At 61.9% G+C, this 26,407-nt stretch carries 22 protein-coding genes; 8 read left to right on the plus strand and 14 right to left on the minus strand.

All coding sequences use genetic code 11. The features are described 5' to 3' along the window. The first annotated feature begins 13 nt into the window (after positions 1 to 13). Complete coding sequence (locus J5M57_RS08050; protein ID WP_064587413.1) at positions 14 to 541, plus strand: hypothetical protein; 528 nt, start codon at positions 14 to 16, stop codon at positions 539 to 541. A gap of 42 nt (positions 542 to 583) precedes the next feature. Here J5M57_RS08050 and J5M57_RS08055 read toward each other — a convergent pair whose 3' ends face one another. From J5M57_RS08055 to J5M57_RS29075, 6 genes are all read right to left on the minus strand, one after another. Then, positions 584 to 1,516 (minus strand): GNAT family N-acetyltransferase, encoded by a 933-nt coding sequence (locus J5M57_RS08055; RefSeq protein ID WP_169841807.1) that lies wholly within the window; start codon positions 1,514 to 1,516, stop codon positions 584 to 586. Next, a complete protein-coding gene (locus tag J5M57_RS08060) occupies positions 1,516 to 2,805 on the minus strand; it encodes a phenylacetate--CoA ligase family protein (RefSeq protein WP_207849472.1) in 1,290 nt (429 codons plus the stop codon). The genes J5M57_RS08055 and J5M57_RS08060 overlap by 1 nt, the downstream gene beginning before the upstream one ends. A 49-nt stretch (positions 2,806 to 2,854) precedes the next feature. Then, positions 2,855 to 5,257 carry an aldehyde dehydrogenase family protein gene (locus J5M57_RS08065; protein ID WP_207849471.1) on the minus strand — a complete coding sequence of 801 codons (2,403 nt, stop codon included), beginning with the start codon at positions 5,255 to 5,257 and terminating at the stop codon, positions 2,855 to 2,857. 1 nt (position 5,258) lies between these two features. Continuing rightward, positions 5,259 to 6,389 carry an acyl-protein synthase gene (locus J5M57_RS08070; protein ID WP_207849470.1) on the minus strand — a complete coding sequence of 377 codons (1,131 nt, stop codon included), beginning with the start codon at positions 6,387 to 6,389 and terminating at the stop codon, positions 5,259 to 5,261. 9 nt (positions 6,390 to 6,398) lie between these two features. Further along, positions 6,399 to 7,655 carry an MFS transporter gene (locus tag J5M57_RS08075; RefSeq protein ID WP_207849469.1) on the minus strand — a complete coding sequence of 419 codons (1,257 nt, stop codon included), beginning with the start codon at positions 7,653 to 7,655 and terminating at the stop codon, positions 6,399 to 6,401. A gap of 262 nt (positions 7,656 to 7,917) precedes the next feature. Next, complete coding sequence (locus tag J5M57_RS29075; protein WP_257737114.1) at positions 7,918 to 8,052, minus strand: hypothetical protein; 135 nt, start codon at positions 8,050 to 8,052, stop codon at positions 7,918 to 7,920. Positions 8,053 to 8,209: 157 nt separating this feature from the next. Here J5M57_RS29075 and J5M57_RS08080 point away from each other — a divergent pair, with 157 nt between their 5' ends. After that, positions 8,210 to 8,398 (plus strand): hypothetical protein, encoded by a 189-nt coding sequence (locus tag J5M57_RS08080; protein ID WP_025109975.1) that lies wholly within the window; start codon positions 8,210 to 8,212, stop codon positions 8,396 to 8,398. An 18-nt stretch (positions 8,399 to 8,416) separates the two neighbouring features. On the opposite strand, the gene J5M57_RS08085 is transcribed toward J5M57_RS08080, so the two are convergent. Next, the gene (locus J5M57_RS08085) at positions 8,417 to 8,794 is read right to left on the minus strand and encodes a hypothetical protein (RefSeq protein WP_064587419.1); all 378 of its coding nucleotides are present in this window, start codon (positions 8,792 to 8,794) and stop codon (positions 8,417 to 8,419) included. A gap of 277 nt (positions 8,795 to 9,071) precedes the next feature. On the opposite strand from J5M57_RS08085, the gene J5M57_RS08090 reads away from it, so the two are divergent. Continuing rightward, positions 9,072 to 11,432 carry an acylase gene (locus tag J5M57_RS08090; protein ID WP_207849468.1) on the plus strand — a complete coding sequence of 787 codons (2,361 nt, stop codon included), beginning with the start codon at positions 9,072 to 9,074 and terminating at the stop codon, positions 11,430 to 11,432. A gap of 73 nt (positions 11,433 to 11,505) precedes the next feature. Here J5M57_RS08090 and J5M57_RS08095 read toward each other — a convergent pair whose 3' ends face one another. Next, positions 11,506 to 12,531 (minus strand): FecR family protein, encoded by a 1,026-nt coding sequence (locus J5M57_RS08095; RefSeq protein ID WP_169841801.1) that lies wholly within the window; start codon positions 12,529 to 12,531, stop codon positions 11,506 to 11,508. A 153-nt stretch (positions 12,532 to 12,684) separates the two neighbouring features. On the opposite strand from J5M57_RS08095, the gene J5M57_RS08100 reads away from it, so the two are divergent. Beyond that, complete coding sequence (locus J5M57_RS08100) at positions 12,685 to 12,954, plus strand: PepSY domain-containing protein (RefSeq protein WP_064587422.1); 270 nt, start codon at positions 12,685 to 12,687, stop codon at positions 12,952 to 12,954. A 57-nt stretch (positions 12,955 to 13,011) separates the two neighbouring features. Here the strand turns inward: J5M57_RS08100 and J5M57_RS08105 are convergent, their stop codons facing one another. Beyond that, positions 13,012 to 17,808, minus strand: a complete 4,797-nt coding sequence (locus J5M57_RS08105; RefSeq protein ID WP_207849467.1) for a DUF6543 domain-containing protein — start codon at positions 17,806 to 17,808, stop codon at positions 13,012 to 13,014. Between the two features lie 235 nt (positions 17,809 to 18,043). Between J5M57_RS08105 and J5M57_RS08110 the strand changes: the two genes are divergently transcribed. Beyond that, on the plus strand, positions 18,044 to 19,084 hold the full coding sequence (locus tag J5M57_RS08110) for an Ldh family oxidoreductase (protein WP_207849466.1): 1,041 nt from the start codon (positions 18,044 to 18,046) through the stop codon (positions 19,082 to 19,084). Positions 19,085 to 19,250: 166 nt separating this feature from the next. Here J5M57_RS08110 and J5M57_RS08115 read toward each other — a convergent pair whose 3' ends face one another. Further along, positions 19,251 to 19,568, minus strand: coding sequence for a DUF883 family protein (locus tag J5M57_RS08115; protein WP_064587425.1), 318 nt, complete (start codon positions 19,566 to 19,568; stop codon positions 19,251 to 19,253). 153 nt (positions 19,569 to 19,721) lie between these two features. On the opposite strand from J5M57_RS08115, the gene J5M57_RS08120 reads away from it, so the two are divergent. Beyond that, the gene (locus J5M57_RS08120; protein ID WP_003224595.1) at positions 19,722 to 19,976 is read left to right on the plus strand and encodes a hypothetical protein; all 255 of its coding nucleotides are present in this window, start codon (positions 19,722 to 19,724) and stop codon (positions 19,974 to 19,976) included. Between the two features lie 7 nt (positions 19,977 to 19,983). Here the strand turns inward: J5M57_RS08120 and J5M57_RS08125 are convergent, their stop codons facing one another. After that, positions 19,984 to 20,898 (minus strand): LysR substrate-binding domain-containing protein, encoded by a 915-nt coding sequence (locus J5M57_RS08125; protein WP_207849465.1) that lies wholly within the window; start codon positions 20,896 to 20,898, stop codon positions 19,984 to 19,986. Positions 20,899 to 20,982: 84 nt separating this feature from the next. Here J5M57_RS08125 and J5M57_RS08130 point away from each other — a divergent pair, with 84 nt between their 5' ends. Beyond that, entirely contained in the window at positions 20,983 to 21,906 is a 924-nt protein-coding gene (locus J5M57_RS08130; RefSeq protein WP_083369194.1) for a carbon-nitrogen hydrolase family protein, read from the plus strand. 132 nt (positions 21,907 to 22,038) lie between these two features. On the opposite strand, the gene J5M57_RS08135 is transcribed toward J5M57_RS08130, so the two are convergent. The 3 genes from J5M57_RS08135 to J5M57_RS08145 all read right to left on the minus strand — a co-directional run bounded on the left by J5M57_RS08135 (position 22,039) and on the right by J5M57_RS08145 (position 25,211). Then, complete coding sequence (locus tag J5M57_RS08135) at positions 22,039 to 22,512, minus strand: LEA type 2 family protein (protein WP_207849464.1); 474 nt, start codon at positions 22,510 to 22,512, stop codon at positions 22,039 to 22,041. A gap of 65 nt (positions 22,513 to 22,577) precedes the next feature. Beyond that, a complete protein-coding gene (locus J5M57_RS08140; RefSeq protein WP_207849463.1) occupies positions 22,578 to 24,044 on the minus strand; it encodes a nucleobase:cation symporter-2 family protein in 1,467 nt (488 codons plus the stop codon). A gap of 273 nt (positions 24,045 to 24,317) precedes the next feature. Continuing rightward, positions 24,318 to 25,211, minus strand: a complete 894-nt coding sequence (locus tag J5M57_RS08145) for a LysR family transcriptional regulator (RefSeq protein WP_064587429.1) — start codon at positions 25,209 to 25,211, stop codon at positions 24,318 to 24,320. A gap of 99 nt (positions 25,212 to 25,310) precedes the next feature. Between J5M57_RS08145 and J5M57_RS08150 the strand changes: the two genes are divergently transcribed. Further along, a complete protein-coding gene (locus J5M57_RS08150) occupies positions 25,311 to 26,402 on the plus strand; it encodes a polyamine ABC transporter substrate-binding protein (RefSeq protein ID WP_207849462.1) in 1,092 nt (363 codons plus the stop codon). Positions 26,403 to 26,407: the final 5 nt, after the last annotated feature.

The following is a 26,407-nucleotide window of genomic DNA, read 5'->3' on the forward strand; positions in this document are numbered from 1 at the left end:
AGGGAGTCTTCTCATGACGATCGGCATTGTCGGCGGCTGGGAGAGCAAGGCAGGGGTGCTGGTGCGCAATACCGGCGCGAAAAAGCAGGTGAATCAGAGCGTCAAGGTGCAGCAGATGCTGACCATGGTCGGCAACGACCCGAACGCGCTGAACACTGCGGAAATGGACAAGCAGGGCCTGCGCAAGAACATCAAGGGTTTTGATCCGTCGAATACCTCGGTCAAGCAACTGGGCAATCTGAGCGTTTTCCTGCGCAGCCGCGGCCTGATCTCCGAGATCACTTCCTTCACCTTGCTCAATGCCGGCGACAAGTTCGACCGTTTCGGCGTGACCAAGGACGTTGATGCCAAATTCAACGCGCTGGAGTATTTCGCCACCCAGCTCGACGCCATCCAGAGCAACGGCCTCAATGGCAACGCCTACGGCAAGAACCTGATCCCTGAATATAAAAAGGCGATCTACGTCCTGCAGAACCTGAAGACCTACGGTGAAGGCAACGCGCCAAAACCGGTAGATCAAGGCGTCAAGGCCAAGGCTTAAGCCGAACCTGTACGGCCCGCCCATCATTTGGGCGGGCCGTTTTCATTTCTGGTTCCGGTGCATTTCAGCGAGCGCCCGCGCCTGAGCCTGCAGGTGCTGCATGTGCGGGCAGTGCAAGGTCAGCGTGGCGGGCTGATAGCCGCGATGGAACAACGCCAGCCAGCCGTCGCTGCGGTCATCGGGGACAATCCCGGTGAAAGCGAAACCCACTGCAGCCAGATCTTCCGTTGCGTCGGCAAAGCCGTCGGCGAGTCGCAGGCGGATCGACGTCAGCCACTGCGCAGGCAATTGCCCTAACTGTTTGAGCAGGTTTTCATCCAGCGCCTTGAGTGTCACGTCGTAACGCCCCGAGGCATGTTCGAAGTGCACCTTCGGTCCCTTCCACGGCGGGGTTTTGTCAGCGATGCCAAATACGGTTTGCAGGTGCAGCATCAGCTCGCGACACGCCACGGGCCAGGCCAGCGCCGGCAGCGGGCGTCGATAGCCGTCAATGCTGCAATAACCGACAACGATGGTCTCGCGTCCGGAGCCGCCAAACGGTGAGGGCACGTAGTCCGGCAACAGCCCGCAGCTGTGAAACCCCAGCCCCGCGGCCATGCGCTGGGTGTACGGGTGCTGTGTCACCTGTTTGATCGTGACGCCCCGGTAATCGAGGGCCTGCGCATGGATCAGCAACTGTTGGCCCAACAGCGTGGCAATGTTCTGCCCGCGCGTGTCCGGGTGCACCACACTCAGCGCCAGTTCCGCGGTCGATGAATGGCAGGTAGCCTGGCGAAACAACGTGGCGTGCCCGCGGATGTTGTCATTGACCAGTGCCACCAGCGAGTGCCAGCGACCATCGCAGTGGTTCTGGCTGATCATGCAGGGCAGGTAGACGTGGGGTTGTACGTAATGGTCGCCGTAGATTTCCCGGAACAGGCTACTGACCGCCGGCGCATCGCTGAGGCGATAGCGGCGTAGGATGACCGGGTTCATCACCCGGGCCTCTGGCAGGAGGCCGCGTAATCGCGATGGTCGACGACCCGCTGGCGCTTGCCGGAGCGCGGATGACAAGCCAGTTCATCGCTTGCGCAGGCGATCACCTGCAACTCAAGTAACTGATCGACCTGCAGTTGTTCGATCAATTCGTATTGAGCGGTCAGCGCCTGCCGTAGTGCAGAGTTTGTCAGGGGGATGTCGTGCGCAGGTGCAGCCGGTACCCAGCGCAGACTCAGCCGGTCTTTTTTCCCTCGCTGTTCAATGAGCAATTGCCAATCGTCGCTGGCGCCGATGCGCTGCACCAGCTCGCCAATATCGCCGGTGTCCAGGCTTAACACGCCCACCCGCACGCGCTGGCTATGCATGCTGCGGCCCATCAGGGCGAACTTGCGCATTGGCGTCCCGGGCGGTTCGCACCAACGCGCCAGGTCCCCGACGGGATAGCGGATCACCGGCATCAATCGGCGGGTGAGGTTGGTCAGCACCAGCCGTCCGGTGCGGTCCGATTCTTCGATGACCTCGCCGCTCACTTCATCAATGATCTCCAGCAGACTGTGATGCTCCTGCATCCGGTGTTCGCCCCAGGCGCAGTCGCGGTCGCTGGAGCCGATCAGCCCGGCATCGACGCTGGCATAGCCGATCGAAGCGATACGCGCATTCGGGAACACCCGGCCCAGCAATTGCTGCTGCGCGGCGAACAGGCTTTCACCGCCGTAAAGCACGGTGTCGACCCCATCCAGTGTCTGTGCCTCACGTTCAAGCCAGGCGGCGAATTTCAGCAGCTGCGCCGGTACACCCGCCAACACGTTGATCCGGTACGCGACGACTGAGGCGGCGAGCACGGCATTGTCGACTGCTCCGGTAAACGGAAACTCACTTACCGGTGTTTCGACATGGGCCAAGGCGTCGTGGATGAACACGAAACTCGCATACAGCTCACCGACGAAAAACAGATTGGCCACGCGATCAGCGGGTTTCAGTTGCGCCGTGAGCTGGCGACCGAAATCGCGCACCAGGGTTTGCCATTCGCCGCGGGTGAACAGCGAAAGCTTGCCTGAACCGGTGGTGCCGCCGGTCTTGAACACCAGCGCATCGTCCAGGGCGCCGGTCAACACTGGCCATTGCTCGGGGTTCTGGCTGCCACGCCAGTAGTGCTCGGGGTCGGTCAGGGGCAATTCGCTTAGTGCGGCGATGGGCGCAGCCACGCCCTTGAGATGCTCGCGGTAGTACGCCGAGTGGCGGCGGGTATAGCCGAGCAAGGTGTTCAATTCAATGATCGTGTTCATAGTCTTTTCTTGAAAAAGGTAGCGGTGGGCCGCGTGCAGGTGGATGCGGTCAGCGGCGGTTATCAATCACTGTCGGCGTCTTGCCGCTGTGCCTGTTTCGGGAAAACTGCTCGACGGCACAGTGCTCGACGGCCAGCGTGAGCAACCCGGTCTGCACCAGGGTGGTCAGCTTCGGGTCGTTCAGCAGTCGTCGCCGGATGTCAGACGCTGGCAACGGGCAGTGCACGTGCAGGCGCTCCAGACCGTCGGGGTCGTGATCGAGGACCAGTTGAAACGGCACTCGCAGGTGTTGCGCCAGCGTCGTCAGAGAAATGAAGTCGGTGCCAATACGCAGCAAGGTGCCGTGACGTTCCAGCAGTTCAAAGCGCGGCGAGGTCAGACCGCAGGCACACCGGCCGGGCAGCCAGCGCCCGCTGTCACCGATGTCATAGCGGCGCACGGATTGGCCCTGGCGTTCGCGGGAGGTCACCAGCAGCCGGCCGGACTGGCCTGCGCCGACTGGCGTGTCGTGTTCGAAGTCGACGATTTCCAGATGCTGGATATCGCTCATCAGGTGGAAGACGCCGTCGACCGTGGCTTCGCAGGCGTGACCCAAAGGCCCTGCGTCGACGCTGCCGTAAATTGCCGAACGAATCAGCCTGACACCGCAGCTGTGCAGCAATGCGCGGGTTTGCTCGCTGAGGTGTTCGCCGCCAAGAAACACTTTGTCGACGGCGCCATAGCGTCGCAGCGTCTGCTGTTCGTTGAGAAACAAGCGGTGCAGGGTGCCGGGCATACCGATCAGCACGGTGATTTGCTGGTCGACGATCAGTTGCGCGATTTCGCGGTAATCGTCGTCAGCCGGAGCGCCCATCGGCCAGTGCCTGGCTTCGAGGTGTTCCAGCACCTTGGCGAAGCTGGAGAATCCGCCGTACAGCCCGCCGCTGAAGAACAGGTTCATGACCCGATCGTGCGCCGGATCGAGCCCGGCCGCACGCAGACCATCGGCAGCGGCCCGCATCTGGCGCTGGAAATCGCGGTAACTGAATGCGGAAAGCGCGGGTGTGCCACTGCTGCCCCCGGAGCGAAAATACAGCTGTGCGTCTGGGGCGGGTGGCTGCCGGGTAAAGGCTTTTTTGTCCATGATCGGCACCCCGACCAGCAGCGTCGGCGCGGGCTGCGGATCAAGCGTGGCGTGGCGCGCCAACGTGGTCGGCGGCAAGCTGACCGACACCCGTCGGCTCAGGCGCTGCAGGGCGTAGACCCCGTCATGCGGTTCGCCGTCGTAGCCATCGTGAATGGCTTCGATTGGCGCAATGCGCGTGACCCCGGCGGCGATCAGCGTTTGCGCCAGTTCACCGGTCTGTGCCTCGGGACAGAGCAAGGCGCAGCTCTGCAGCACGTTGCGCCACGGCAGCAGCGTCGCTGCGAGCATGTCGCGGGGCACCGGTTTGAGCAGCAGGCTGCGAAACAGCGCTGACGGTTCGAGCTGGCGGTCATGGCCCCAGATCACGCGCCAGCCGGGTGTATTCCAGACTTGCCCGGTTTGCCCGACGAAGCTCTGCGCCAACTGCGCCATTGCCGTGCAGGTGGTGATTTGCGAGGCTTCCTCAAAGGTCGGCGTGAGGGCCGGCCAGTGACCGGCACGGCGTTCGAAGGCCTGCGCCACTTGCGCGCCGATGTCGCGCATGACGGCCGCGTCGTCACTGTCGACCAGCAGCCATTGCGGGCTGGAACAGGCTTGCTGATCGAGGCGGCAGACTTCATCGACGATGGCGTCGAGCACCGCTGGCGATGCGGCGTCCGGGCTCAGGTAAACCATACTGATGCGGTGCCCCCAGTCGATCCAGCGACAGCCTGGCGCGAGCTGTTGGCGGATGGCGTGCAGCGCGTTTTCGCCACCCCAGGCTGCGACGCCGTTGGCGTGTTGGCACAGTTGGCCGATTTGCGCGGTGGTCGCCGGCAGCACCGCAACGTAACCGCTCAGTTGCCCAGTCGGATCACATTCGAGCAGCGCCTGGAGCAATTGCGCGGTGAAACCGCCGTCGCTGCTGCTCGGGCGCAACCAGTTGACGTTACCGCTCAACAGGCTTTCGAGCACTGCGCAGAACGCCAGCAGCGGAGCATTGGCCGGGGTGATGTGCACCACCAGGCCCAACGGGCCCCAGCGTTCGAAGCGCGACAGTCGATCGTCGATACGGCGCAGTGAATCGGGCTGCGGACCGAGTTCACGATCCAGCTTGGCCTGCAGCGCGGCGGGCTGGCAGAAATCGATCAGCGCTTGGCGTTGCCCGGCATCGAGCACCAGCGCCGAAGTCTGCTGCTGCAAGCGTTCGGCGAAGGCCTTGGCGGCGGTCAGCAGCGTGCTGGTCTGAAGCGGGGTCTGCAGCCGTTGTGGCAGCTCCTCGACCAGTTGCTGCAAGGCGTTGTCGAGGTTGCCGTCGGCGTAAAGATGTCCATTGATCAGGTACATGTCAGTGCCTCCCCAGCAGTTCGGAGGCGGCCATCGCACAGCTTCTGGCCGCTGTGGTGCCGGCGCGTCCATGCAGCTCGAACCAGTCGCTGAGCAAGCCGCAACCGCAACTTGAGCCGGGGTGCAGCGTGGCAAGGTCACTCATGACCACCGCGTGCGCCGGACTCGAGGAAATGTAGGGCGAAACCAGGCTGAGCAGGCCGCGCTGCCCGTACGGCACCACGGAAAAATCCTGCGGATTGCGCACGTATACCTTCGCGTAGACCGGCACATGAAAGCGATGATGGGCGCACTCGATGTAAGGCACCGCGTGCTCGACCGCACCGTAGCCATCGCGGCAATCCTGTACGTTGATGCCCAGTTGTTGCTCGATACGCGCATACAGCTGCTGTTTCGGGACTTCTTCGGCGGCACGGGTTTTCCAGCCGCCGCCGAAAAAAGCCAGTGATCCGGCCGGCAGTTGCAGATCCGCCACGCCGGTGGCGCGCATGCGTTGCAGGGTTTCCCAAAGAAACGCCGGGAAGCCGAAGATCCGAACGGGCAGGCCTTCTTCGGCGAATACCTGCAAGGCGGCGATCACACCGAACAGATCAAACTGGTGACCGTCGCCATTCGCCCGCAGCGCGTACACGGTCCGGTTGACCGGGGCAAAGCGGCACAGGAATTGGTCAGTGAAGGAGGTTCCCAGGGTGATCCGCTGCTCGGGCTCGTAGCTCAGCAGCAGGTAATTGCACGGCGTGTGCGGCGTGATCCAGCCGTACTGGGCGAATATCCGCTCGACCATGTACTGCGCCGCCGCGAGGCTGCGGCTGTCGTAGCGCATGCGGCTTTTCTGCCCGCTGGTCCCGGAGGAGGTCAGTTCCAGGGCGTCCGCGCCAGTGGGGCTGAGCAGCAAATGTTGCTTGAAGAAACTGGCGAAAATCGGTGGCAGGTGCGACCAGTCGTGCACGGTGTCCAGTGCATCGACCTCGATTGAGTGCGCGCGCAACCACTGACCGTAACCGGGCGTGTGGGCGGCGTGGAACCGGGTGATTTCAACCATGGCCAGATCGAACAGCCCGCCGGGCACGGAATCCGGGCAATAGGGGTGCGGCAACGCGCAAAGCGCATCGCTGTGGGGGAAGCGAGTCATTGAATGTCCTTATTGAGGTGCGTTCGGCGTTGCGGGCGCCGATGAGCTGTTGCGCAGAAGGCGGTAAAGCAGGGGCAGGCACAGCAGCCCGCCGAGGGCTGCCCACAGGGCGAAGGATTGCAGGCTGCGGCCGCCGCCGATGAGTGCAATGAGCGTTCCACCGCCGCCCATCACGGCGATCGACAGCATGCCGATCATCGCCGACACCAGGCCTTTGCCGTCATCGCTGGCGAACAGTGCCAGCCGGTACAGCGCGGCATTGCTCATGCCTAGGCCGAGTGCGTACAGGGCAAGACCGGCGACGGTCAGTATCAAAGAGGTCGAGCCGAGTGACGCGGCGATCAACAGCAGCAGCCCGAGGCAGAAGGGCCACAAGGCCAGTGCAATCACGCGTATCAGCGAGTGATCGGCCAGCAACCGGTCAAGCAGCAGATTGCCGACGATCACCGCCGAGAACACCGGGATCTGCCACAGGCCATACGCCATTGCAGACAGTTCCAGGCGCTGCATGAGCAGCACTGGCGCAAGGCCGATCCAGGCAATCAGCGGCAGGCTCATCAGGCCCAGGGCCAGGCTGCTGGCGACGAAGCGTCGGTTGCGCAACAGGGCAAGGTAACGCTGGCCCATCTGCCTGAACGAGAACGGCGCCGGGGCCTGTTGCTGGCCGTCGCGGCGTACGACGCCAATGGTTTCCGGCATCCACGCCAACAGACCGAGCCAGATTATCGCGCTCGCGGCACCGAGGCCGAGAAACAACTGACGCCAGCTCAGCCATTCCAATAGAAGACTGCCGAGCAACGGCCCGAGCAGTGGCGACAACAGCGCCACGTTGCCCAGCAAGGCCATGAGCCGCACCGCGTCCGCTTCGCAGAACACTTCTTGCAGCGTCGGGTAGCTCACCGCAATCACGAAACCCAGGCCCATGCCTTGAATCAGGCGCAACGCGTTGAAGGCCTCAATGCGCTGGGTCATGACAGCGGCGCTGCACGCCAGGCCGAACAGCGCACAGCCGAGCAACAGCAGCCGGCGTCTGCCGTAGCGGTCGGAGAGGGGGCCGATCAGCCATTGCAGGCAGACGCCGCCAATCAGGTACAGATTGAAAGCGTTGGGTACATGCCGGGCATCGGCGTGGAATTCGTCGGTGACCGACAACATGGCGGGCATGATCATGTCGCTCGCCATGTAGGTGATCAGTTCAAAAGCGGTAATGGCCAGGCAGAATCCAATGATTTGCACCGGTCCCATTACGATCAAAGTTCTCTGCATAACGTCCCTGTTCCACTGGTGGAGAAAGTGCGCAGAGACTAGAGGCAGAGCGGTCGCAGCAGCCAATGCTTTGCTGCGACACGAGATTTCAAATGCTTACAACGTATTTAAGTCAATCGATGCGCGATTCGAACAGGCGTTTTTCCGGGGGCGGCGCACCCACAAAAATGCCCGCCGGGTGGCGGGCATGGTCTGCACGGAAAAGACTTGTGGTGTTTCTCCACCGGCACTTCAGCGGCACCGGCAGGCGAACGTTCCTGTTCTATCGATGGTAATAACCGGGGCCTTCCTGGTAGCGATGGTGGTCGTCGTGCCAGCCGCCGTGAGGGAAAATGATGCAGCCACTCAGGGTCAGTACGGCAAGGAGGGGAATCAGCCAGGTGATTCGACGGAACATTTCAGAAATCCTCATGGTTACGCCGTCATGAAGCCAAAACTCTTCATCGGCTGTAACATGAGACCGCGTTCGCCGCGGCTCATCCCCGCAACAGGGTATGTGCATGGCATGCAATCGGATACAAACCGGATACATTTGAAAGTTTCAGGAACCCGCAATGACCCAGAAGCAACGTTTGAAATACTCGATCCTGATCGCCCTGTCGGTGCTGGCGATCATGCTCGGCCTGTCCTGGCTGCAGAACGCCGGGATGATCAGCGAGAAGATGTTCCAGTACATCGCCATCGGTGTGGCGGTGGTCGTGGTGGTGATCAACGGGGTGATGCGCCGCAAGGTCAAACCCTGACGGCGATCGCGGGATGCTTCAATCGTTATTGAGCACTGCAGCAGCCTGTGGATGCAGGCTGTAACTCTTGTCCGGGTTGAAGGTGACCACACCTTCGGCGCACAGCCGCTTCAACACTTCACGCACACTGAGAAACGACAGCGGCACGTCGAGGTCGAGCAACTGACTGTGCACGCCGCGCACCCCCAGGCGTCGGTCGCTTTGTGCGGCGACCAGCAGGGCGTCGATGACTTTCAGGCGAATCAGGCTGGTGCGCAGGCCGAAGCTCTTGAGCAGCAGGCGAATGCGCTCATTGCCCGATCGTTCGGGGCTTGGTGCGAAACTGCTCGCGCTAGGGCTCATGGAAGCTCCTTGTGACGCCTGGCTACCGTCCGTTGGTAGTTGCGAGTTGTACATGGGATTACTCCTTTGCAGAGCCTGATCAGGAAACGTTTTGCCAGCTCTCAAAGAACAAGACGTTTCAGCACGGCGAATCATGAAAGGAAATATGTAGAAATTTTGTCGCTTATTCGTTGTTTTCCCGTAATCACGGGATTGCCCGGCCGTTGTCGAGGCTAAATTTTTTTCTCCCGATTCGTTTCCTGAACAGCCCCCTTGCGCCCAGGCGCAGGCGTCAACTTCAGAGCGGATCCGGCGCGCGCGTCGATCCTTGTCCTTTCGAACAGGAGCGTGTGTGATTATTTCCAGGCAGTTAACCGGGCTGGCCCTTGCCAGTGCGTTTCTCGGGCTCAGTCTGTCGGCCCATGCGTTCAGTCCCGCCACGCCGTCCACCAGTGCACAGGCCAGCGCCGAGATTCGGCGTACCGGGTTTGGCGTGCCGCACATTCGCGCGGAAAACGAGCGGGGCCTGGGTTTCGGCATCGGTTACGCCTATGCCCAGGACAACCTGTGCCTGCTGGCCAACGAGATCGTCACGGTCAATGGTCAGCGTTCGCGTTATTTCGGGCCGGATCAGCTCACGGTCGAGGAGCGCGAAAACCGCGTCAGCGACCTGTTCTTTACGTGGCTTAACACCCCTGAAGCCGTGAAGGCGTTCTGGGACGCGCAACCGACCGCCGTGCACGATCTGGTGCAAGGTTATGCCGCGGGTTACAACCGCTATCTGGCCGAACGTCGGCAGCAAGGTTTGCCGCAGCAATGTCAGGGCGAGTGGGTGCGAGATATCGCTGCCGAAGACCTGGTCAAACTCACGCGCCGCCTGCTGGTCGAGGGCGGTGTCGGGCAGTTTGCCGAGGCGTTGGCCGGCGCCACACCGCCGCAGGCGTCGGCCCAGGTCAGCCATGATGCGCAGGCGTATCAACTGGCGGACGCGCGCCTGCAGCGCTTCGCTCTGGATCGCGGCAGCAACGCGGTGGCGATCGGCAGCGAGCGCTCGTTCAACGGTCGCGGCATGCTGCTGGCCAACCCGCACTTTCCGTGGGTTGGCGGCATGCGTTTTTACCAGATGCACCTGACCATTCCCGGCAAACTCGACGTCATGGGCGCAGCCTTGCCGGGGCTGCCGATGATCAACATCGGCTTCAACCAGCATCTGGCCTGGACCCATACGGTCGACTCGTCCAAGCACTTCACCCTGTATCGCCTGCAGCTCGATCCGAAAGATCCGACCCGCTACCTGCTGGACGGCCAGTCGCTGCCGCTGAACAAGCAGACCGTGACCGTGCAGGTCAAACAGGCGGATGGCCAGGTGCTGCCGGTGGCGCGGGAGATTTACAGTTCGGTGTTCGGCCCGATTGTGCAGTGGCCGGGCAAACTCGACTGGGACCATCAGTACGCTTACAGCCTGCGCGACGCCAACCTGGGTAACGATCGTGTGCTGACGCAGTGGTACGCGATGAATCAGGCGGCCAACCTCAAGGACCTGCAGGACTCGGTGCACAAGATTCAGGGCATCCCGTGGGTCAACACCCTGGCGGTGGACGACAAGGGCCAGACGCTCTACATGAACCTGTCGGTGGTGCCGAACGTCAGCGCCGACAAACTCGCCCAGTGCAGCGATCCGCGCGCCGGGTTGCAGATGATTGTGCTGGACGGTTCGCGCCGTGCCTGCGCCTGGGATATCGACCCACAAGCGGCGCAACCGGGCATCTATGCCGCCAGCCAGTTGCCGCAATTGCTGCGCAAGGACTTCGTGCAGCATTCCAATGACTCGGCGTGGCTGGCGAATCCGGCGCAGCCGCTGAGCGGTTTCTCGCCGCTGATCAGCCAGGAGGGTCAGCCGTTGGGTCTGCGGGCGCGGTTTGCTCTGGAGCGTCTGAGCACGCTGGGCAAGCAAGGGCCGGTGGCGGTGAAGGACCTGCAACAGATGGTGATGGATGACAACGTGTACCTGGCGACTCAGGTGCTGCCTGACCTGTTGAAGTTCTGCGCGGCTGATCTGGCTGCGGACGCGGCGACACTGAAGCCGGTTTGCACCGGCCTCAAAGCGTGGGACGGCCGGGCCAATCTGGATTCCGGCGTCGGCCTGGTGCATTTCCAGAACATTATGCAGGCCTTGCTCGAGGCGCCGGATGTATGGCGCGTGCCGTTCGATCCGAAAGATCCGCAACACACTCCACGCGGTCTGGCGATCGAGCAACCGGCGGTGGCCAAGGTGCTGCGTGAGGCGATGCTGGCTTCGGCCGCCACTGCCGAGAAAATGGGCCTCAAGCCGGACACCCGCTGGGGCGATATTCAGGTGGTCAGCAGCGGCGCGCAGCAAACCGCGATTCACGGCGGGCCGGGGACGCTGGGGATCTACAACGCGATCCAGAGTGTGCCGCGTGAAGACGGCAAGCTCGAAGTGGTCAGCGGCACCAGCTATCTGCAAGTGGTGACCTTCGACGACAAAGGCCCGCAGGCCCAAGGGCTGTTGGCGTTTTCCCTGTCCAGTGATCCGGCTTCGAAATATTCCCGGGACCAGACCGAGGCGTTTTCGAAAAAGCAGTGGAGCGTGTTGCCGTTCACGCAGCAGCAAATCACCGCCGATCCGCAGTATCAGGTGCAGGCGGTTCGCGAGGTCCCGCAGCAGCCGGCCAAGGTGGCGGCGCAGTGAGCGATTGATCGCGACGTGAACGAAAAAGCCGCTGCACCCTGAACAGGGGCAGCGGCTTTTTTAGGGGCGGATTTCAGGTCTTTGGTGGCTGGCGAGGCATCGAGTTGATCACCGGATCACCCTCGGTATTGCGGGTCAGGTAGACCGGCAGCACCTTGGGCAAGCTGTTGACGAGACCGCCGAGCTCTTTGATGTTGTAGACGCCGCCGACGCGAATCGCGCCGGTGCTGGCATCGGCCAGTTTCAGTGGCTTGCTCAGATAACGATTGATCAGGGGCAGGGCTTCGTTCAGTGCGAGGTTGTCCAGCACCAGTTTGCCGCTGCGCCAGGCGAGCGCGTTATCGTTTGAGTAGGTCTGGCTGATCTGTGGCATGTAGTCGCCACGCTTGTACTGCGCCTGCATCGCCGGCCCCAGGCGCAAGCCATCGCCGGGCAGTGCAGCGTTGCTGGTGACCAGCACCGAGCCTTCGATCAGGTTGACACGCACTTGATCTTCATAGCGCCAGACATTGAAACGGGTGCCGGTCACGCGGATCTTGCCTTCGGCGGCCCGGACGACAAAGGGATGGGCGAGGTCGTGGCTGACTTCGAAAAAGGCTTCGCCTTTTTTCAGCGTGACCCGGCGCTCGTCCTTGTAATTGCTGAACGTCAGTTCGGTGTTGAGGTTGAGCTCGACCTGGCTGCCATCGTTCAAGGTGACCTGACGGACATTGTCGGTGGCTGCGAAGTGCTGGTAGCTGTTGGGCAACCAGCCCAGTTGCCAGCCGCTGTAAGCGGCCAAGGGCAACGCCAGGGCGCAGACACTGGCGGCCATTGCGTAACGACGCCAGGCGCGAACCGGTGCGTGCAACGGCGCATTCAGCGGCACGTTCAACGCTGCCTCGGTTGTCGGCAGAGGGCGCGGCAAATGTTCGGCAACGTCCCAGATTTCCAGCATGGCTTCGTATTCGAAGGCATGCAGCGGATGCGCGTCGCGCCATTGCTCGAAAGCCAGACGCTCCTCGGCGGAGCAGTCGACCGCATGCAGACGCATGCACCAGTGCGCGGCGGCATCGGTGATCGCATCGTATTCGGCTTCCGAGAGGGTTTCTTGGGTCATTGACTCGTCCTGATTTGCTGCATTCTAACCCTGCGGGCAAGGCGCCGAGAACATCAGTCATGGCAATTGCCCATCAAAGTGGAACTTATTTTTCCGCCCGACGCCCAAAAACAGGACATCTGACGAAACATCATCCACAAATGGAGTGAAAAAATGATCAAAAAAACCTTTGCCGCTGTTGTTGCCACTGCCGCCCTGTTGAGTGCCGGTGCCGCCATGGCCGACCGTCCAGGCGCAGGCTGGGTGACCATCGAGAAGGCGATCGAGATCGTGAAGACCAAGGCCGGTTATGTCGAAGTGTATGAGATCGAAGCCGACAACGACGGCTACTGGAAAGGCGAGGGGCGCAAGGCTGACGGCGTGGTCTACGAGTTCCGCATTGACGGCAACTCCGGCAACATCCTGCGTGATCAGAAAGACTGACATTGATCCACCGCACGCGAATACGCAGGCCCAAGGGCCTGCGTTTTTTTTTGCCGTTCAGGCGAGCCCTTCGACCGCTTGCGTGACCGGGTCCAGTTGCCGGCCCATCTCACAGATCAGGAAGGCAATCGAGTCGGCGTTGCGCAGGATCGTGTCGATTCGGACGACAGGATTGTGCGAGTCGAGAAACGCCTTGCGTGCATCCTCCAGGGTCGAGCAAGCAGTGGTCTTGAGAATTTCCTTGCCGACATGGGACAGGTAAGGGATCGAATCCAGGCTGACCCACGCGCGCAGCTCGCGGTTCCAGACCGAAAACAGTTCCTCGTGGGGTGTTGCCAGCGACAGCGCTTCACGCTGAAAACGCGTCTGACTTTCCTTCAACTCTGCACCGTAGTGGGTAATCGTCGAAATCAGATCGACAAACGGCCGTCGGGCCTCCAGTGACGCAATGTCCACAGCTTTGGAGAATTGATGCGCGAACTCATGAATCAACGTTGCCGCCCGGGCATGGCCTTGAACATCGAACGGTTCGGTCAGGCCGTCGTGATACCACTCGAGTCCCTGATTGAAGAAGGTTTCGGTGAAATGCACTTTTCGGGTCGAGTCGTTATCCAGCACGAAGGCAATCAGGCCCGTGTGTCGGTATTTGTTTGAACCGACGACAAAGCGCTCGGTGTTCATCAGGTCTTCGGTCGGGTCCACCAGTGCGGTGCAGACCGGGGTGATCACCTGTTTTATTTTCGCCAGCACGTCGGCGTCGAGGCGCGGCACGTCAAAAAATGCCTTCAGGAAGGTGTCCAGTCGGGTGCCGGGAGCATGGTTCTTCAGTTGGGCCAGGTTGTGCAGGCTGTTGAAGGCATAGAAGCGCGCCAGATCAATCGCCTGTATGAGCATCCACGCCTTTTCCGGGTGCCTGGCGCGAATTTCCGTCATGCCTCGGGCTTCGATGTTTATGGGCAGGCGGGTCTGCCGTTCATTGGCGTACGCGTCATACATTTTCGACAGTGCCTTGCCAAAATGCACCGTGTGCCGATCCGGGTCGAGCACCAGTTGCCCGGACGCGGTGTGCTGCAACACTGGCCCCGCGTGGTCGGTGCCCTTGATGCGCCAGACCGCCCCGGGGCGCTCCACCGCATAGACTTTGCCGGCAATCGCGGCGTAGCGGGTTTTGCTGACAAGGTCCTGATAGGTGCCGTCGGCCGGATGGGGCGTCAGGTCTTTCAGGGCAATGGACGGTGCTTCGAACGTTTGCAAGGTCGTGCGGGCCGAGGCTGTCGGCTTGATCTGCGACCAGTGGGGGACGCTGAGCGGCGTCGCAACGGCTGGCGCAGACGCAACATCCTGGCTGGCCAGGGTCGACTCCAGTGACAAACGTCCCAGAGACACCATCTCGGCGCCCCCGGCAATGAACGCGGCGAGTGCGCGGGTCCAGTGATGATCTTGCAGCGGTTCGGCGGAGGCGAGAAAGTCCTTGTAGCTGTGCCAGAGAAACTGCACATAGGCCAGTTTGCCCGGCAGCAGTCCTGCAATCGGTTTGATCGTCGAGCTGAACAGGTTTTTCGCCGCCTCCCAATCTTCCTGCGCACCCGGTATTACGTGGCTGTGCAGCAACCGCGAGAGCAACGCCAGGTTGTCGGTGAAAAAATATTCCAATGCATGGCCGTCGATCGCCGATCGCGCCAGCTGGATTTCGCTGGTCTGGCCGGCACTGTCCTTGAGCAGGGCGCCAAAGATCGATTGTTGATCTTCAGGCAGGCGGCGCAGCAGCAGGTCCTGCAGGGCTCCCGGCAGGTTGAAGGCGGCGACCACCGCTGCGTCGTTCTCGAATTCGCTGAAGACGCGTTCACCGTGACCGGGCGAATAGAGCACTTGCGGCCCGGCTTGGCCGGATACCGGCCCGATCAGGTACAGGCCCAGCGCCTTGATCGCCGCAGCCCCCGCAGTCTTGATCAACTGCACCGGGCGGATCATGGCATTGGCGCCCGGCACCGCAGCCCGGGCGAGCGCGTCGGGCATGTCCAGCACTTGGCTCAACAAATCAAACGCCTTGCCGGACAGTCGCTGCTGCAACTTCATCTGATGAGCGTGCTGCAAAAGCTGCCAGGGCAATTGGCGGATGAACCGTTGTTTGCGCGGGGCAGCAGTGGCCGCATCGCCTGTGAGGAGCGAATGATGGGCAGTGGCGAAGGCCGGGATATCCAGCGACTGCAGCAGAGTGCGCACGGCCTGTTGGTCGAACCCTTTCGGCAGGGCGTGGACACCGCTCGATGCGACCGTGAAGCGGATTTGCCCGGCGACGCTGGTGTGGTTCAGCGCAAAGTCGACCAGGTTCGTGGCCGGGGCGGCGAGGGCCAGCAGCGGTTTGATTTCGATGTGTTGCGGGTCAAGGTTCGGTGCCTGATAGCGGCTGCTCAGCAATGTTTTGAGGCGCTGTTGGACGTGTTCGCGCAAAGTGGGCAAACCGTGCAGGTAATCCTTGTCATCGACGACGCTGTGACGCCATTGCTCGAGCAATTCCAGGTGCAGTTGCTGTTCGTCGAGCGTGGCCATGCCCAGCCACGCGGGCAGCGTCTGTTGGCGCTCAAGTGCCGTGGCCAGCGCGATTGCTCTGGGCAGATTAACGTTGATCAGTTGTCCAGCCAGGGCTTTGAGGGCCTGCTCCTCGCGGGATTGTGCCAGCTTCAGGCCGCGTACCCGTTCGCACTGTTGATGAAACTGCTCGATGGCCGATTGCGTACGGTTGTGCAGCACATTGTCAGTGATCAGGTGCAGCGCACCCAGCGTGTAACGCTGATGAACTCCATCGCTGAACGCCGAGAGGTTTTCCAGCAAGGCCAGGCGTTTTACCGGATGGCCCAAGCGCTGGTTCAACACCTGGCGGGCGCTGTCGATGGAGGCGAACACTTCCAGGCCCATGGCCGGTGTCCACAACACGGCGCGCCCGGAGTTCTGTGGGTCGAGCCCGCCGCGTTCGGTCAGCAGGACGCAGTTGGCCAACGGCAGTTCGTCGTCATGCCCGGTGCTCTGTACGGTGAGCGACCAGGCGTCCGGACGGAAACCATTGAGTCCGTTGCGGTGATGACGTTCCGGGCGGTCAGCGTTGAACACTGTGTCGACAATCGCTTGCTCGGGCCGCCGCTGGTTGCCGTTGAGGACCCACATCTGCGCTTCGCCCGTGATCCCGACAAACAGCAGGTGGGCCAGTGGGGCCAGGAGACCTTGCACATGGCTGCGCTGCCGCGCCGGAGGGGCAAGTGGTTGCGCCGCAAAAGCCTCGGTGACTTCTGGCAGCACGCTGTTGAATACCTTGATTTGCGTGGCCGCGACGTCCGCCAGCAACATCGAGGGCAACTGGCTGCCAGTGATCGCCAGACGGGTGCTCCAGCGGCCCCCGGTATCGAGTTCGAGCAGGCGTTCGTGGAGCATCGAGCGAATATCCAGCGCCTTGTCGAACAGGGCCGAAATGTCGGGTGCTCCATCACTGTGGCGGAACACCTGCAGGACGTATTCGATGTTCTGGCGTTGCTTGGTAATGATGGCTTCCAGCAGCACCTTGAAAATATCGCCACTGATCGCTTCGCCCGACACTTGCGGCTGGTCGAACCCGATGAAGCGTTGGCGCTCTTCAAGGCTCAACAAGCCATACAGTTCATCATTGTGGCCGGGGGTTTTGAACTTGCTCAGCAGGGTGTCATTGAGGTCCTGGTAGTCCTTGAGGACTTGCAGCCCTCGGCTCGGCGTGTACAGGCAGGCATCGGTGTCACTGAGCATCAGCGACCCGGCCAGCTCGACCGCATTGGGCTGGTATTGCCACAGGCGTATGACCTCCAGCGTGCCCCGTCTTCCCGACGTGCCGTGCGGATCGAGCCGCGCCAACAGGTTGTTGCATTGACTGGGCTCGATGATGCCGGCCTCGCGCTTGAGCAGGATGTCGGCCCGCGCCTGTTCGCGCAGCACCCGGCTGAAGAATGCCCGCCGGGTCATGCCGTCGGCGGATGCGCCGTTCCAATAGCGTTCCATGCGCTGGTACAACCGAGCGAGCAGTTGGCCGGACACGCTGTTCACGGCCGCTTGCCAATGCTCGGGGTCAGTCGCCAGTGCCGGCTTCCGTGGATGGGCGTAGGCAGGCAAGTGCGCGCCGGGCCAGCCCGAATATCGGTACTGCAACAGGACTGCGTGGCCCAGCGTCATCGTTTGTGCCGTTACGCCGTCGGGCGGCGAGGACGCCTGAACGCTCACCTGTGTAAGGGCTTGATCCACCCCGGGCATGACGGTATCGAGCTGATCCTTGAGTATCTCGGCAAGCAACGTATCGAGCTTGGGCAGGTGCAGCAATTCATGGAGCATGTCTTGAGCGTTGAGGCGCTGAGCGTGTTCGACCGCAGCTTTTTGATCGTCGAACACGTCGCCCTCGATGAGCTGGAAGGTCACGTTGATACCGCGCTTTTCCAGCAGAGACTTGCGTTGCTCGACGCCGAGCAAGGCCAGCAGGCGATCGTCTTCATCGGCCTTGGCCAGGCGTTGTTCAAGGTGGCGGGTCACGGTGGCGAGGCTGTCGAATTTTTTCAGGCCGTCGAAGGGCGTGTAAAGCAGGAAGGCTCGATCATCCGGGGTACTGCTGAGGATAAAACTGCCCGCCAGCACCACGGCCGGCGGTGTGGCGGTTTGCAGCAACACACGGTGGGCCAGCATCGGTGGCGTCTGTTGGCGACGCAGTGATTCAGTTGCCAGTTGCACATGCGCCAACCAGTCGAAATCCTTGGTCGACAGACCGTGGGCTGGGCCCAGCGAGCGCCATGATCCGGGAGCATGCAGAACCTGCGAGAACAACAGTGGGGTGACTGACGCAGACATTGTCGGGTCTCTATCAGGGCGCGGATACAAGCGCCGTAGGGAAGGAGACCACACCCTAGAAGGCTCGGGGCGGGTGAGGGTGGTACATAGTTACCGCACACAAAGCCTGGAAATGTGCCGGGCAGCGCGTATCGAACACCTGAACGGTTGACAGCACCCGGGCCTGACGTGGTTAATCGACGGGCAAGTCGTTCACACGCTGTTGTTCCCTCCAATAATTAGTCTGGAGCTTCAGATGTCTGCGCCACACGATCATGTGTCCTCTGCTGTCTCGCCATCGTTGTCACTCGAAGCGCTGACGCAACTGCTTGAAACGATTTTCCGGCGTCACGGCACCTCCGCCGACGTTGCCCGTTCACTGGCCGCCAATTGTGCCGGCGCCGAGCGTGACGGTGCGCACAGCCATGGGGTGTTCCGGATTCCCGGGTACGTGTCGACCCTCAAGAGTGGCTGGGTCAACGGTCAGGCGGTGCCGCAAGTCGAGGACGTCGCGTCCGGTTTTGTGCGGGTCGACGCCGGCAATGGTTTCGCCCAGCCCGCGCTGGCCGCCGCCCGGCCACTGTTGGTGGAGAAGGCGCGCAATGCCGGGATTGCCGTGTTGGCGATCCGCAATTCCCACCACTTCGCGGCCCTGTGGCCGGACGTCGAACCGTTCGCCGAAGAAGGATTGGTGGCGTTGAGCGTGGTCAACAGCATGACCTGTGTGGTGCCCCATGGTGCCGACCGGCCGTTGTTCGGGACCAACCCGATTGCTTTTGCCGCGCCTCGGGCCGGTGGTGCGCCGATTGTCTTCGATCTGGCGACCAGCGCGCTTGCTCATGGCGACGTACAGATCGCCGCGCGCAAGGGTGAGCGCCTGCCTGCGGGAATGGGCGTGGACAGCCTCGGCCAGGCGACGCAGGATCCGAAAGCCATTCTCGAAGGCGGGGCGCTGCTGCCGTTCGGCGGGCACAAGGGCTCGGCGCTGTCGATGATGGTCGAGTTGCTGGCGGCGGCGCTGACCGGGGGCAACTTTTCCTTTGAGTTCGACTGGTCGAACCATCCCGGCGCCAAGACCCCGTGGACCGGACAGTTGCTGATCGTCATCGATCCGAGCAAGGCCGCCGGGCAGAGTTTTGCCGAGCGCAGTGAGGAGCTGGTGCGACAGATGCACGGTGTCGGGCTCAAGCGCTTGCCGGGCGATCGCCGCCACTTGCAGCGCGCCAGGTCGCTGGCTGATGGCATCGTGCTGGACGAGCAGACGCTGGGGCAGTTGCGCGAGCTGGCCGGGGAATAATTGTCAGATAACCAATGTGGCGAGGGAGCTTGCTCCCGCCGGGTTGTGAAGCGGCCCCCTTTGTCTACTTGAGAACAGGGGGACTGCTGCGCAGTCCAGCGGGAGCAAGCTCCCTCGCCACAGGTTTATTGTCAGGTCTTAAACAATGCGATCTGACAAACGTCGATCAACGACGACCGAGCAGCAGGCCCACCACCAGACCGAAACCGGCGGAAATCGCCACGGTCTGCCATGGATGACCACCAATGTAGCTTTCAGTGGCTTCGACCGCTGGTTTGGTGCGCTCACGCACGCTCGACACGGAATCCAGTGCCTGTTGCAGCTTTTGCGCGATTTGCCCGCGCAGGGTTTCCGCTTCTTCGCCGACCAGCGATGCGCTGCTCTTGAGCAGTTTGTCGGACTCTTCGATCAGCGCCTGGAGTTCACTGAACGCTTGATCCTTGATTTGGTCTGCGGCGGCTTGCACGTTGGATTTGCGGGCCATTGGGTAACTCCTTGCTGGTGAATGGACAGTGATCAATGGAGTGCGACGCTGTCCGAAAAGTTGCACTGATTTTAGGTGCGAAAGAAAAACCTGCGCGGGAGATTTCCGTCGAGCGTGTAAGATGTCGCCATTTTACGCAGCAGGTATTTCCCCATGAGTTTCAATCTGGCCGACAAATCCCTCGCCGAGCGCGCTGCGCTGGAAGACGAGAAATCCCGTCTGTTCGAACTCTGGCAGAACAATCTGGGCAAAGCCAAAGGCGAAGCCGCACGGTTGTTCGGCGAACGCTCCAAGCGCAAGGGCAAATGGGCCGAGTGGGTGCGCGCCGAACTTGACGGCATGTCCCCGCCGGAATTCGCCAACATGGTGCGCAGTGAAGTCAACCGGCTGATGGCCGCCAACAAGTAAGCGCAGCTTAGGGCGTGTTGAACGCCGCCATGATTGCCTCACGCACCGTGATCACCACCGGATCGATCTGCGCGCTGGTGCGCCAGCCCAGTTCGATCGGGTAGCGCGGCAAGGCCAGCGGGCAGGGCAGCAACAGCAGTCCGCTAAGGGAGGCGATGGCCTCGGCGGCATGCGTCGGGATCGTGGCCACCGCGCCGCTGCCCTTGAGCAGATGCGGCAGCGCCGCGAAGTGCGTGGTCGAGGCGCAGACCCGGCGACTCAGGCCCAGCGCCGCCAGCCCTTCATCGGTGATGCCGATAAAACCGCCCGAGGACACCAGAATGTGCTCGCGGGCGACGAACTCCTGCAAATCGATCGACTGTTGCCCGGCGGCCAGGCTGCCCGGGTCGACCAGACACGCATAATCCCCTTCACCCAATACCTGACGACTGAGCAGGCGTTCGGCAAAGCCGCCGGCGGTGATCGCCAGGTCGATGCTGCGCTCCATCAGCGTACGGGCGACGATCTGGCTGTGGGTCTGGCGGAAGATCAGTCGCAGTTTCGGCGCGCGGCGGGCGATCTCTTCGATCAGGCGCCGGCCATAGGCGATTTCGAAATCATCCGACAGGCCCACCGTCACTGAACGCCCTTCGTAGTGATGCGCCGCCGGATCGACCATCGCCAGGCTCTGCCGGCACTTGTTCAGCGCCTCGCTGACTACCGGTTTCAGTTGATCGGCCTTGAGCGTCGGCGCCAGCCCGCGACCAGTACGCACGAACAACTGATCGCCATACACCTCGCGCAACCGCCGCAACGCAGCGCTGACCGCCGATTGCGTCACGCCCAGACGCAACGCCGCACGGCTGGCGCTGGACTCTTCATGCAGGGCTTCGAAGACTTTCAGCAGGTTGAGGTCAACCGTTGCGATATTCATTTGGCTCATATCATTCAGCAGTCAATCGGTCTTTATTCATGATCCCGCGCCGCCGCAGAATCGGCAACACTTGAACCTGATGGAGTGAACGCGATGCCCAAATCAATTGTTGCTGCCCTGCAGATCGGCGCCTTGCCCGATGGCACAGGTGCAACCCTGGAACAGATTCTGAGTTGGGAAAGCGCGATCAGCGAGTCCGGCGCGGCACTGGTGGTGATGCCCGAAGCGCTGCTCGGTGGCTATCCGAAAGGCGAGGGTTTTGGCACCCAGCTGGGTTATCGCTTGCCCGAGGGCCGGGAGGCCTTTGCGCGTTACTTCGCCAACGCCATCGATGTGCCGGGGGCCGAGACCGAAGCGTTGGCCGGTCTATCGGCGCGCACCGGGGCCAATCTGGTGATTGGCGTGATCGAGCGCGCCGGCAGCACGCTGTATTGCACGGCGCTGTATTTCGACCCGCAAGCGGGGCTGGTGGCCAAGCATCGCAAGCTGATGCCGACTGGCACTGAACGGCTGATCTGGGGCAAGGGCGACGGCTCGACGCTGCCGGTGCTCGACACTCAGGTCGGCAGGCTCGGCGCCGTGGTCTGCTGGGAAAACATGATGCCGCTGCTGCGCACCGCGATGTACGCCAAGGGTATTGAAGTGTGGTGCGCGCCGACGGTGGATGAGCGCGAGATGTGGCAAGTCAGCATGCGCCACATCGCCCATGAGGGCCGTTGCTTTGTGGTCAGCGCCTGTCAGGTGCAAGCCTCACCGACCGAACTGGGCGTGGACATCGCCAACTGGCCGGCGGATCGGCCGTTGATTGCCGGCGGCAGCGTGATCGTCGGGCCGATGGGCGATGTGCTGGCCGGGCCGTTGCGCGGAGAGGCGGGGTTGCTGACGGCGGAAATTGATACCGACGAGTTGATTCGGGCGCGTTATGACTACGATGTGGTCGGCCATTATGCGCGGCCGGATGTGTTTGAGTTGTCGGTTGATGAACGGGCCAAGCCGGGCGTGCGGTTCACCGCATAACCTCCGCACCGACACATAACCTGTAGGAGTGAGCCTGCTCGCGATGGCGCCAGATCAGCCAATAGCTTATTGACTGACACGACGCTATCGCGAGCAGGCTCACTCCTACAGGAGATTTGTGTGTTGAGTGGGTTACCAGGTCGCGGCAGTCGCTTTCGGCAAGCTGAGCTTGCCACTGTCGACAAAGCGCATGGTGCCGAACACTCCGCCCGCCAGTTTGCCGCGCAGCACGTAGGGCAGGTTATCGAGGGTTTGGGTCTGACTCAGGCCGAGGGTCTGGCGCAGCACCGAGAACGCGGACACGCTGACCGGTACGCTGACCACGGTTTCCGAGAAGCGCGGAATCGAGCCGACCTGATCACTGACACCCGAGGCCAAGGGACGGCCATTGACCTCCAGATCCAGGGCGATGCCGTTGTAGTCGATGGCCGTCTCATTGGGGTTCTGCACCCGCAACTTGAGGGCGAAACGCACTTCCAGGTCCTGGCTCGGCAAGGGTTCGAGGCCGACCACGTTGATGTTCACCGGGTCGCGGTTGGGGAACAGCGCGCAGGCGCTCAGGGACAACAGCAGCAGGGACAGGATGACGGCGTGGACGCGGCGCATAAACAGTCTCTCAACAAAAAAGGGCTGAACCGTTGCCGGCTCAGCCCTTTTTTCGAGGCGCAGCGTCAGCGGTTCAACTGTGCGACCGCCGTGGCGGTTGCTGGTTCAGCTTTGGCCGGCAGATCGGGGTTTTCCATGACCTGCAGAATCGACGCTTCCGGATCGAAATCGTCTTCCTCAAGCTCAATGAACTCTTCCGGCAGGAAGATATTCAGCACGATAGCGCACAACGCGCCGACGGTGATCGGCGATTCGAAGATGTTGCGCAGCGCCTGCGGCAACTCGCGCAGCACTTCCGGCACGGCGGCAATGCCCAGGCCCATGCCGAGCGAAATCGCCACGATCAGCATGTTGCGGCGGTGCAGGCCGGCTTCGGCGAGGATCTTGATCCCGGCCACGGCCACGGTGCCGAACATCACCAGTTCAGCACCGCCGAGCACCGGTTTGGGCATCAGTTGCAGTACCGCGCCGATCATCGGGAACAGGCCCAGCAGCACCAGCAGGCCGGCGATGAAGAACGCCACGTAGCGACTGGCGACGCCGGTCAACTGGATCACGCCATTGTTCTGCGCGAAGGTCACCATCGGCATGCTGTTGAACACGGCGGCCATGGCCGAGTTGAGGCCGTCGGCGAGCAGACCGGACTTGATCCGGCGGATGTACAGCGGGCCTTTGACCGGTTGCCGCGAAATCATCGAGTTGGCCGTCAGGTCACCGGCGGCTTCCAGTGGCGAGACCAGGAAAATCACCGCCACCGGCACGAACGCTACCCAGTCGAAGTTGAAACCGTACTTGAACGGCACCGGCACGCTGACCAGCGGCACCTCGGGCAGGTTGGCGAAATTCACGGTGCCCATCAGCCACGCGACCACATAGCCAAGGGTCAGCCCGATAACGATCGCGCCCAGGCGCAGGAACGGAACATCAACGCGGTTGAGCACGACAATGGTGCCCAGCACCAGCGCCGCCAGGAACACATGGCTGGCCGCGCCCAGATCGGCGGCGCCGAAGCCGCCGGCGATGTCGGTCATCGCCACTTTGATCAGCGACAGGCCCATCAGGGTGATGATCGTGCCGGTGACCACCGGGGTGATCAGCATCCGCAGTTTGCCGATGAACTGGCTCAGCACCACTTCGATGAACGCGGCGAAAAAGCATACGCCGAAGATCGTCGAAAGGATTTCATCGGTGCCGCCGCCCCGGGCCTTGACCATGAAACCGGCGCTGAGAATCACGCTGATAAAGGAAAAACTGGTGCCTTGCAGGCACAGCAGGCCGGAACCGACCGGACCGAAACGCCGCGCCTGCACAAACGTGCCCAGACCGGAGACGAACAGCGCCATGCTGATCAGGTACGGAATCTCACTTTGCAGACCCAGGGCGCCGCCCATGATCAGGGTCGGGGTGATGATGCCGACGAAGCTGGCCAACACGTGTTGCAGCGCGGCGAAGACGGTGGCGGTGAGGTGCGGACGGTCGTTGAGGCCGTAGATCAGATCGTTGTTGCGCGGGACTTTTTCAGAGGCGGTCATGGTGTTTTGCGCGCCGTGAGGCGGGGCCGGGTCAGAAAATGGAGGCGCAGGATGCCGGAAGAGGGCGGCGAGGGCAACGAACAAAAATTGCCTGAAAGGTCAGGATTTATGGGTGTTGGCGGTTAATCAGCGCACCCTGACAGACATTGTTGTGGCGAGGGAGCTTGCTCCCGCCCGGCTGCGTAGCAGTCGTAAATACTGTTGAACGGATCTTGCAGGGGGCTGCTTCGCAACCCAGCGGGAGCAAGCTCCCTCGCCACAAAAGTAAAGGAATCATGCAAAGGCACTGAGCAAATCCTCCTCAAACGCCTTCTGCGCATCCCCCGGCACCTGCGCCCGATGCCGGGCCAGATGAAAGGCCACGTCGAAACTCAACTCCCCGGGTCGCAGCGCGCGCAGCAAGCCCTTGTCCTCCCAGACGCGCGCGTAGTGGTCGGGCAGATAATCGACATGCTTGCCGGAAAGAATGAAGGCGAGGGTGCCCTCGACCTGTTCCGAGCGCGCGGAAAAACGCTTGTCCGGGAACGGCTCGCCTGTGCGCATGAACCGATACGGATGATCGACCCGGTCACAGGCCTGCAGCGCTGCATCGTCCGGCTCATCGACGGTGAACAGCGGATGGCCCTTGGCGCAATACAGGTGCTGGGTTTCACTGAACAATTCGCGGTAATCGAACGCGCTCTGCACTTGCGAGAAATAACCAATGGCCAGGTCCAGCCGCTGTTGCAGCAGCAGGCGCTCCATCTCCCCGGGCATCGCGCTGATCAACTCGATGCGCACCGATTCGTCGCGTTCGCGAAAGCGCCGGATCGCATCCGCCACCCGCAGCAGCACCGACTGATCGACCGCTTCCGACAGGCCCAGGCGCACCTCACCGATCAGCCGTCCGGCGACGCCGTTGGATTGATGGCGGAAGGTCTCGATGGATTCGAACAGCGTGCGAACGGCGATCAGCAACTGCTCACCCTTGGGCGTGACGCTGAAACCGCCCTTGCCACGGCTGCACAGGCGATAGCCGAGGCGGGTTTCCAGCTTGGCCATTTGCTGGCTGATGCTCGATTGGCTCAGGCCCAGTTCACCTTGCGCCGCACTGAAGCCGCCGGATTCCACGACCCGCACAAACAGACGCAGCAACTGCAAATCGACGTCGTGGAGCTGACCGAGCATTACATTACTCCGCAATAAAGTCAGGTTAACAAACTTGATATTTCTGCAATGTATCCGACGGCGCATCCTGCCACCACTTCCTCCGGTCAGGTGTTCGTCATGGCTCCCTTGTTCAAGCTGTGTTTTCCCGCGCTGTTGTTGTCCGTGGCCCTCAATGCCCAGGCCGAGGACCAAACCCTCAACTTCTACAGCTGGGCCGATTACGTGCCGGTGCAAACCCTGCAGCGCTTCGAGCAGGAGACCGGGATTCATGTGCGTTACGACACCTTCGACACGTCCGAAGTGCTGGAAACCAAGCTGCTTACTGGCGGCAGTGGCTATGACGTGGTCGTGCCATCGTCCAGCGTTCTGGCCCGCGGATTGGCCGCCGGCGCGTTGAAGGAGATTCCCCACGAAGGCCTCAAGGGCTACGCCAATCTTGATACCGATCTGCTCGAAAAACTCACGGCAGTCGACCCCGGCAATCGCTACGCGGTGCCCTACACCTGGGGCACGCTGGGGCTGGGATTGAACGTCGAGGCGGTGAAAAAGCGCCTGCCGGGCGTGCCGCTGAACAGCCTCGATCTGCTGTTCAAGCCCGAGTACGCCAGCAAACTCAAGGACTGCGGGATTGCCGTGCTCGACTCACCGCAGGAGGTCATCGGCCTGGCACTGCATTACCTCGGCAAAGATCCCTACAGCACCGACAAGACTGATCTGGCCGCCGCCGAGGCCTTGTTGCAGAAGCTCCAGCCTTCGGTGCTGTACGTCGCCACCGGCCGGCAGATCAACGATCTGGCCAATGGCAGCGTGTGCCTCGCGCTGACTTACAACGGTGACGTGAGCATGGCGGCCGATCAGGCGCACAAGGCCAACAAACCGTACGAAGTCGCGTACCGCATTCCCAAGGAAGGCACGCTGATCTGGCAGGACAACCTCGCCATCCCCAAGGATGCGCCGAACCCGCAAGCGGCGCGGGCGTTCATCGAATTCATGCTGCGCCCCGAATCGGTGGCCGAGTTGACCAACACGCTGTTTTTCGCCACCGCCAACCTGGCCGCGACGCCGCTGGTGGACGAAGCAGTGCGCAACGATCCGGACATTTATCCGCCCGCCGAAGTGCGCGAGCGCTTGTACGCCGACCGCAGCATGAGCCTCAAGGACATGCGTCAGCGCACGCGCCTGTGGACCACATTCCGTAGCCATCAATAACAAGA

The sequence above is a fragment of the Pseudomonas sp. 86_A genome (genome assembly GCF_017491705.1).
Taxonomy (GTDB): domain Bacteria; phylum Pseudomonadota; class Gammaproteobacteria; order Pseudomonadales; family Pseudomonadaceae; genus Aquipseudomonas; species Aquipseudomonas koreensis.

Bases quoted from the DNA above. Each gene is read 5' to 3' on its own strand.
- J5M57_RS08070 (WP_207849470.1), bottom strand. From the start codon at position 6,389: ATGACTCGCTTCCCCCACAGCGATGCGCTTTGCGCGTTGCCGCACCCC.
- J5M57_RS08075 (WP_207849469.1), bottom strand. From the start codon at position 7,655: ATGCAGAGAACTTTGATCGTAATGGGACCGGTGCAAATCATTGGATTC.
- J5M57_RS08105 (WP_207849467.1), bottom strand. From the start codon at position 17,808: ATGTCTGCGTCAGTCACCCCACTGTTGTTCTCGCAGGTTCTGCATGCT.
- J5M57_RS08080 (WP_025109975.1), top strand. From the start codon at position 8,210: ATGACCCAGAAGCAACGTTTGAAATACTCGATCCTGATCGCCCTGTCG.
- J5M57_RS08085 (WP_064587419.1), bottom strand. From the start codon at position 8,794: ATGTACAACTCGCAACTACCAACGGACGGTAGCCAGGCGTCACAAGGA.
- J5M57_RS08115 (WP_064587425.1), bottom strand. From the start codon at position 19,568: ATGGCCCGCAAATCCAACGTGCAAGCCGCCGCAGACCAAATCAAGGAT.
- J5M57_RS08145 (WP_064587429.1), bottom strand. From the start codon at position 25,211: ATGCTCGGTCAGCTCCACGACGTCGATTTGCAGTTGCTGCGTCTGTTT.
- J5M57_RS08125 (WP_207849465.1), bottom strand. From the start codon at position 20,898: ATGAGCCAAATGAATATCGCAACGGTTGACCTCAACCTGCTGAAAGTC.
- J5M57_RS08135 (WP_207849464.1), bottom strand. From the start codon at position 22,512: ATGCGCCGCGTCCACGCCGTCATCCTGTCCCTGCTGCTGTTGTCCCTG.
- J5M57_RS08100 (WP_064587422.1), top strand. From the start codon at position 12,685: ATGATCAAAAAAACCTTTGCCGCTGTTGTTGCCACTGCCGCCCTGTTG.
- J5M57_RS08140 (WP_207849463.1), bottom strand. From the start codon at position 24,044: ATGACCGCCTCTGAAAAAGTCCCGCGCAACAACGATCTGATCTACGGC.
- J5M57_RS08120 (WP_003224595.1), top strand. From the start codon at position 19,722: ATGAGTTTCAATCTGGCCGACAAATCCCTCGCCGAGCGCGCTGCGCTG.
- J5M57_RS08150 (WP_207849462.1), top strand. From the start codon at position 25,311: ATGGCTCCCTTGTTCAAGCTGTGTTTTCCCGCGCTGTTGTTGTCCGTG.
- J5M57_RS08095 (WP_169841801.1), bottom strand. From the start codon at position 12,531: ATGACCCAAGAAACCCTCTCGGAAGCCGAATACGATGCGATCACCGAT.
- J5M57_RS08060 (WP_207849472.1), bottom strand. From the start codon at position 2,805: ATGAACACGATCATTGAATTGAACACCTTGCTCGGCTATACCCGCCGC.
- J5M57_RS08055 (WP_169841807.1), bottom strand. From the start codon at position 1,516: ATGAACCCGGTCATCCTACGCCGCTATCGCCTCAGCGATGCGCCGGCG.
- J5M57_RS08050 (WP_064587413.1), top strand. From the start codon at position 14: ATGACGATCGGCATTGTCGGCGGCTGGGAGAGCAAGGCAGGGGTGCTG.
- J5M57_RS08065 (WP_207849471.1), bottom strand. From the start codon at position 5,257: ATGTACCTGATCAATGGACATCTTTACGCCGACGGCAACCTCGACAAC.
- J5M57_RS29075 (WP_257737114.1), bottom strand. From the start codon at position 8,052: ATGTTCCGTCGAATCACCTGGCTGATTCCCCTCCTTGCCGTACTGACC.
- J5M57_RS08130 (WP_083369194.1), top strand. From the start codon at position 20,983: ATGCCCAAATCAATTGTTGCTGCCCTGCAGATCGGCGCCTTGCCCGAT.
- J5M57_RS08110 (WP_207849466.1), top strand. From the start codon at position 18,044: ATGTCTGCGCCACACGATCATGTGTCCTCTGCTGTCTCGCCATCGTTG.